Here is a 6,972-nt window from a genome sequence, read left to right on the forward strand (position 1 = left end):
GAATTAACAGCTATTATCGCTAGCTTTTTTGTGGGGATGGCAACCAGTATAGTTCCCGCTTTCAAAATAGAAGATTTTGGTTTGCGAATTATCTTTATTACTATAACCGTGACAGTTTTATGGGTAGTCGCAATGTTAGTCACACCCCAAGAGTCTGATGCAACTTTAGAAGAATTTTATCGGCGATCACTTCCCGGAGGTCCTGGTTGGCAAAGACAAAGAGCAGCAACTGGTTTAGCTCCTGCACAAAATTTGGCTAAAGATTTACAAAAGGTTTTGGCATCTATATTATTATTGTTTGGAGCGTTGTTAGGGACTGGTGGTTTCCTGTTGCTCAAGCCAAACATTGGTTGGATATTCCTCATTATTGCTGTTTTCAGTGGGATGTGGTTACGACAACTCAATAAGTCGAAAATTTTACCCATGCCAAGACCAGGGTTAGATGATGACGACTTGTTGTAAATGACTTGTCAGTTAACAGTTATCAGTAACTCCAGCTTAACCTAATACTAAAGTTTATACGGAAATATCTTACAGCGGTTTTCATTTCAGTAGACCACAGTAGGGGCGTTTTACTGGCGCAAAGCTTTCCTATCGGAATGCTCCGCAAACGCTTTATATGTCGCGAAGCGTTAACGGAGTTGTGCGCTAGCTAAACGGCTGTCGCCGACATTAAAAGGCGAAGCCCATGCCGTCAGCAAAACGCCCCTACAGGGTTTTGGTTATGAAGATGTGGTTCATCAATCTGAAAAGCGCNACGCTTTATATGTCGCGAAGCGTTAACGGAGTTGTGCGCTAGCTAAACGGCTGTCGCCGACATTAAAAGGCGAAGCCCATGCCGTCAGCAAAACGCCCCTACAGGGTTTTGGTTATGAAGATGTGGTTCATCAATCTGAAAAGCGCTGTAATAGTTTTCCATAGTATTTTACTGTAACTATCAAATTGGGTATAATTCAGGACTTAGGTATTTTTGAGTTGTAAACACTACACATCTATAGAACCCCTAAGCGTATCTCCAGAAAATAGGTCCTGGTGGAGAATTAATTGAGAAAAAATGGGTCAGGACTTACGCAAAGACACTATATATAGATATAGCGCATAACCAACAGAGCGATCGNTGAGTTGTAAACACTACACATCTATAGAACCCCTAAGCGTATCTCCAGAAAATAGGTCCTGGTGGAGAATTAATTGAGAAAAAATGGGTCAGGACTTACGCAAAGACACTATATATAGATATAGCGCATAACCAACAGAGCGATCGCTATAATTTTCAGAGAGCGATCGCCAAGTATTTCTGAGCCTTTCTAAGAGTGAGAAAAACTTAAATAGCTATCATTTTAATGGTAGGATGTTTGAGTTCAGATACTAGATATTTAGATAGTAATTGATGTTTGAGTTGATCAATAGTTTTTCCCAAAATGTCAGCTACTTTTTTCAAATGATTCCAGACCAACATAGAGCAAGCAATATGATTTTTTGGAATTTTTGCCAGACGACATTGACACAATTCTATTCCTGTTAACTGCTTGATTTCTCTGTGAAATTCTTCGATTTTCCATCTAGTCTGCGACTAGAATTATACATCATCTGTCGAAGATTGACTTAAGTCATTAGTCACAATATATTCTGTTCTATTGGCAGAAATAGTAGCCCAGAATAGCTTGACTTNAGCAATATGATTTTTTGGAATTTTTGCCAGACGACATTGACACAATTCTATTCCTGTTAACTGCTTGATTTCTCTGTGAAATTCTTCGATTTTCCATCTAGTCTGCGACTAGAATTATACATCATCTGTCGAAGATTGACTTAAGTCATTAGTCACAATATATTCTGTTCTATTGGCAGAAATAGTAGCCCAGAATAGCTTGACTTTTTTATCTCTTGGAAAACCTCTAATTTTTATTATTTTACCTGATGTTATTTCTGATTCATCCCAGGTTAATTTAGCAATACTTTTATATTTTTCTACACCACCAGTGTCATCCACTAAACGATTTATTTTTAAGGGGCAATAATAAATTTTTCGCATATTATCTATCAATGCCATTAATCTTGGCGTTGCATACCAACTATCCATCAATACAGTTTGAAATGGTAATTTATTCTCATTTACCACATTCAATATCATTTCTTCAACATGGTCTATTTTAGTTTTTTTGTCACTATCTGGATCATAAATACGATAATCTAGTATCCAAAATTGCTCGGTTTGGGGATTAAAATAAATACAATTAACTACTCCTATTCCTCGAATTACTTGATGTTCATTACCGCTATATTGTCGCCGCACAAGTTCAATTTTATTCGCCTATTTTTTATGAATTACTGTATCATCAAAAATTACGTATGCTTCTGTATCTTGGATAATTTCCTCTTTGACATTTTGCCATAAATCTTGTGCATTTAAAGATTCTACTCTTAAATAACGATTAATCGTATCATGGCTAATATTTTCTAGGTAATTTGCTAGGTTAGTTATAGTATAGTTTGTATGAGAATTTAGCAAATATTGGTATGGGATCAATATAATTAAAATTCATATTTTTAGCTCAAATCAACAATAATATTATTCTATAATAAGCACGAATATTTTGGCTCAATTTACGATCGATAGTCAAGCAACATCTACATAGAAGGTAAATAAACTATAAATGCCTATCTTTAGGTTCCTCACGAATTTTGTTGTTTAGGCGATCGCTCTCTAAAAAATTCTAGCGTTCGCTCTGTTGGCTATACACTATATATACTGTCTTGGCGTAAGTCCTGTGGGTAATAATTGATTTGATGATTGGATGAGTGGGAGATATCTAATACACCCCATCTCCCCATCTCTCCACACTCCCCTACTCCCCTACTCTCAATCTCTAATTTTAAAGTTCTATAACGTTATAGTTTTTGGAACCCATATAGAAGCCATTGGGTATCTTTGCAAAGCTGAGAGTTTTTGGCTCTTGAGTCAGGAGTCAAGAGATTGAGAAATAAAATAGGGAAAAAGGTAGAAAAATACCCCCATCTCCCCATACTCCCCATCTATAATTCGCGTATAGAACCCCTTCAGGGGTTCTATATAGTATAGTGTATCTGCGTAATATCATGTCCGCTGGTATCGGAGCGTGTAAACCCCAGGGTTAATAACTACAGGAAATTTAAGTTTTTTCTGGCTCTTAAACCTTCTGTTGTAGGTAATTATTAATTATTAATAATTAAATAATTCGCGCCTTGAAGCCTCCCCTTGGATAGGGGAAAAAGCGGTAGGCAAGCGGAGCATGACCTTAGGATGGGATGGCGTTTCGCTTCGCGTTACATGTCGCGCAGCGTCCCGGAGGGACAGGTTTCCCGCTCTTGCAGAGCCGCTCCGCTTTATATGTCGGCGACAGCCGTTAACGAAGTTGTGCGCCAGCTAAACGCCATATCCAATCGACCAAGAGAAAAGTGCTCTTGAATTTCCTTATCTTCAATTCCCGTGGGGTTTTAACCAGAGGTAATTATCAATTATCAATTAATGAAAGCCTTCTTCCTTACCCTTACCTTACAATACCGATGCTACCGGACATGATATAAGTCCTAATAATAAATAATAAGTAACTTTATGATGATTAGCTATTACAGCGTTCCAACTACTATTTCCCCTGAAGCACAGGAAGTATTACGCCAGTTTCCGCAAAATACAAAAAGTCTTCCAGCTACTGACGATCTTGATGTTTGGAAAAAAGTTTGGCAGGAAAACGAAGAAAGTAAAAAAGAGGATAATGCAAAGGTTGTTGACCATTACAAACCTGTCGTTCAAGAGAAAAAATTAGGTGGTGTACCTGTTCTAGATGTCAAACCCAAAAACTGGCAAGACAATGGCAAAGTGCTTATTTATCTTCATGGAGGTGCTTATGTACTATTTAGTGCTGCATCTACCCTCACCAGTTCAGTACCTGTTGCCGATGTAACAGGGTTAAGGGTAGTATCTGTTGACTATACTGTAGCTCCCTTTGCTAAATGGGATAAAATTACAGATCAGATTATTCAGGTCATTAAAGAACTGATAAAAGANCTGGCAAGACAATGGCAAAGTGCTTATTTATCTTCATGGAGGTGCTTATGTACTATTTAGTGCTGCATCTACCCTCACCAGTTCAGTACCTGTTGCCGATGTAACAGGGTTAAGGGTAGTATCTGTTGACTATACTGTAGCTCCCTTTGCTAAATGGGATAAAATTACAGATCAGATTATTCAGGTCATTAAAGAACTGATAAAAGAAGGCTATGAACTGGAAAACATAGCAATTTATGGAGATTCTGCTGGAGGTGGACTTACCGCTGGAACCGTACTAAAAATGCGCGACCAAGGCTTAAGTATGCCTGCCGCAGTTGTACTTTGGTCGTGCTGGTCAGATATTACAGAAACCGGCGATACTTACGAAACTATCAAAGATAGAGACCCAATATTAGTCTATGATAACTTTTTGGCTAACGCAGCTAATGCCTACGCCGATCCTGCCGATCATAAAAACCCTTATGTCTCTCCTGTCTATGGGGACTATAATAAGGGTTTTCCTCCAACTTTGATTCAGGTTGGTACAACAGAAATTTTCTTTAGTAATTCTGTTCGCCATTATCAGATTCTCGATCAGGCAAAAATTCCGGTTAAGTTTGACCCTTATGAGGGAATGTGGCACGTTTTTCAAACACTTAACTGGGAGTTGCCAGAGTCAGAGTTAGCACGACAAAAGATGGCTGTTTTTCTGGCAGAGCATCTGAAATATTAAATACTATTAGAACTCCAAAACTTGTAAATCTTGCTAAAATTAAATTCATCATAAAAAATTGGTAAGTGGGAAACCAGCCTGTGTTAACGGCTGGATGGAAATGACGCGACGGGTTTTAACCCGTAGTCAAAACCTGTTATAATTAAGGCATTAAGACACAATGACCTCTGAAGCATGGTGAAAGCCCGATAGCTAATGGACGCTTTCGTAGGGACGTTGCATGCAACGTCCGTACAGGGTGGTTAATCGAAAAGGTAGCCCGGTGCTTACCAGCACTCTGTTTCCAGCCGTTAGTCAGCACGTTGTATCTCAGAGCGAGTGAATTAATCAATAACTTAAAAAGTAGCCTCAATGGTCTTTGNGTAGGGGCGAACGGCCGTTCGCCCCTACTGCTGCTGTATGCGTACTACGGTACGGTACTGGCAATGTGGCCGTTTCGATTTTTCGGGAACCGTGCAATGTGTAAATCGTGGTTTTAACCTGATTTACAGCTCCTAGTCACGAATCCACGCGACTTTAGTCTGTGGAGTGTCAAAGAAGTACACTTTCTATGCAAACAGTAGAGATGTTCCATAGAACTTCCCTATAGGTAAATTTAACATTCTGACTTAAAAATAACTATGCAAATTTTTCGTCAATATATTGCTCCATTAATCGTAGTAATCATATTTTTAATTGCTATGGTGGCAGTCAGCGCTCGTATATTTCTACCAGGTGACCTCGCAGCACCAGCTCCGACAGAGGAATTAAGTTCTCCTAAAGAAGCAGCGATACTATCTACACCTAATGTTTATTTTTCCTAATACAGCGCTTCCCGTTGTTATGAGGTAAAAAATTTTAGGTTTGAGGGAACAGGGAATAGGGAATAGGGAATAGGGAATAGGGAATAGAGAATAGAGAATAGAAAAGAATAAAAACAACTGTACCTCATAGCTTCGGAAACTGATGTATCAGGTAGATATAGCGCTACCCGCAATTCAGATAGGGTAGCCGTCGGATTGGCGACGTACAGAAGTAATCCTTAAGTAAGATAGAAAAAGAAAGTATTTCTCCTCAGAATAACAATAATGTTACTTGAGAAATGCTCTTGACATACTCCCGACGTTGCGCTTACGCGACAAAGCGAGATTCTTCAGTCAGCAAAAACTGACCGCTGTTTTAACAGAGGTGATGTCCTCCCCCTGTGATGACGCTTACAATAACAAAATCATCCTAGCTTGTCAAGGACTTATGAACGTTTAGCTTGTGGAGGTATCCGAATCTTGGCCCTNCTGTGATGACGCTTACAATAACAAAATCATCCTAGCTTGTCAAGGACTTATGAACGTTTAGCTTGTGGAGGTATCCGAATCTTGGCCCTGGCTTTCCCATACGACGCTCCCCCACCGGAGAGCGCGGGACTTCCCGCCAGGGAAGTTAAATGGTAATTGTCAAATGGGTCAATATGGAAGATAAGTAAAAATTAGAGTAGTAATATTTTTTGATTTACAAGATACAATAGAATTTCGATCTGCCTTTGACTAAGTTTAGATAGGCAAAATTAAGCCCTCTATTAAAAACAATTTTAGCTGTAAGGATTCAGGTATCTTAAACCCAGTTATAGAGAGACTTCTGAAAGCGACTGACTCAGCAATTTAATAGTCTCATTCTCAATAATGAGGAAAATAAAGGTTTGTAGCCATTTATAATTGAGAATATAATTTGGGAGGCAATTGCCGGAAATGCTTATCCATCAAGATTTATAGACTTTTCCATAAGACCTAAATCCTTACCTTTAGCTAGTAAAATTTTCCCAACTATCTTGTCAAAGTTTTAAAAGTTATTTACTAGAAAATTTTTCCACTTCAACTGATAACTGATAACTGATAACTGTTTTATGCAAATAAATCAGCATCTTTCAAAGTTTTTCCTGCTGCATCTTTTTTAGATAATTTAACCTCAATTCCATCTAAAGGCCAACTAATCCCAATTTCTAGATCGTTCCACAAAATTGAACGCTCATATTCAGGTGCGTAATAATCAGTAGTCTTATACAAAACATCTGCAGTTTCAGACACTACTAAAAAACCATGAGCAAAACCAGGAGGCACCCAAAGTTGTCGTTTATTTTCTGCACTTAAAAGATAACCTACCCACTTACCAAAATTAGGAGAATTTTTCCGAATATCTACAGCAACATCAAATATTTCTCCCACAACTGCTCGTAATA

General features: G+C 38.5%; 5 protein-coding genes and 2 pseudogenes. 4 read left to right on the top strand and 3 right to left on the bottom strand.

The window, feature by feature from the left end; all coding sequences use genetic code 11:
- Positions 1-462: pseudogene (locus tag AFK68_RS17165) on the top strand (sodium:proline symporter); the annotation flags it as partial.
- A gap of 862 nt (positions 463-1,324) precedes the next feature.
- On the opposite strand, the gene AFK68_RS17170 reads toward AFK68_RS17165, so the two are convergent.
- On the bottom strand, positions 1,325-1,510 hold the full coding sequence (locus tag AFK68_RS17170) for a hypothetical protein (RefSeq protein ID WP_094673829.1): 186 nt from the start codon (positions 1,508-1,510) through the stop codon (positions 1,325-1,327).
- Positions 1,511-1,672: 162 nt separating this feature from the next.
- Positions 1,673-2,542: pseudogene (locus AFK68_RS41945) on the bottom strand (transposase); the annotation flags it as partial.
- A 1,056-nt stretch (positions 2,543-3,598) separates the two neighbouring features.
- Here AFK68_RS41945 and AFK68_RS45555 point away from each other — a divergent pair.
- The 3 genes from AFK68_RS45555 to AFK68_RS17195 all read left to right on the top strand — a co-directional run.
- Positions 3,599-4,047, top strand: a 449-nt coding sequence (locus AFK68_RS45555; RefSeq protein ID WP_371357433.1) for an alpha/beta hydrolase, incomplete at its 3' end; no start/stop codon positions are given.
- 20 nt (positions 4,048-4,067) lie between these two features.
- Positions 4,068-4,763, top strand: a complete 696-nt coding sequence (locus AFK68_RS45560) for an alpha/beta hydrolase (protein WP_094673833.1) — start codon at positions 4,068-4,070, stop codon at positions 4,761-4,763.
- A 620-nt stretch (positions 4,764-5,383) separates the two neighbouring features.
- Positions 5,384-5,566 carry a hypothetical protein gene (locus AFK68_RS17195; protein ID WP_094672698.1) on the top strand — a complete coding sequence of 61 codons (183 nt, stop codon included), beginning with the start codon at positions 5,384-5,386 and terminating at the stop codon, positions 5,564-5,566.
- Positions 5,567-6,637: 1,071 nt separating this feature from the next.
- Here the strand turns inward: AFK68_RS17195 and AFK68_RS17200 are convergent.
- On the bottom strand, positions 6,638-6,972 hold a 335-nt coding region (locus tag AFK68_RS17200), incomplete at its 5' end, for a dTDP-4-dehydrorhamnose 3,5-epimerase family protein (protein WP_143437973.1).

The sequence above is a fragment of the Hydrocoleum sp. CS-953 genome (assembly GCF_002260545.1).
In the GTDB taxonomy this organism is placed as follows: Bacteria; Cyanobacteriota; Cyanobacteriia; order Cyanobacteriales; family Microcoleaceae; genus Trichodesmium.

Excerpts from the sequence above, each read along its gene's own strand:
- AFK68_RS17195 (WP_094672698.1), top strand. The coding sequence starts at position 5,384 with ATGCAAATTTTTCGTCAATATATTGCTCCATTAATCGTAGTAATCATA.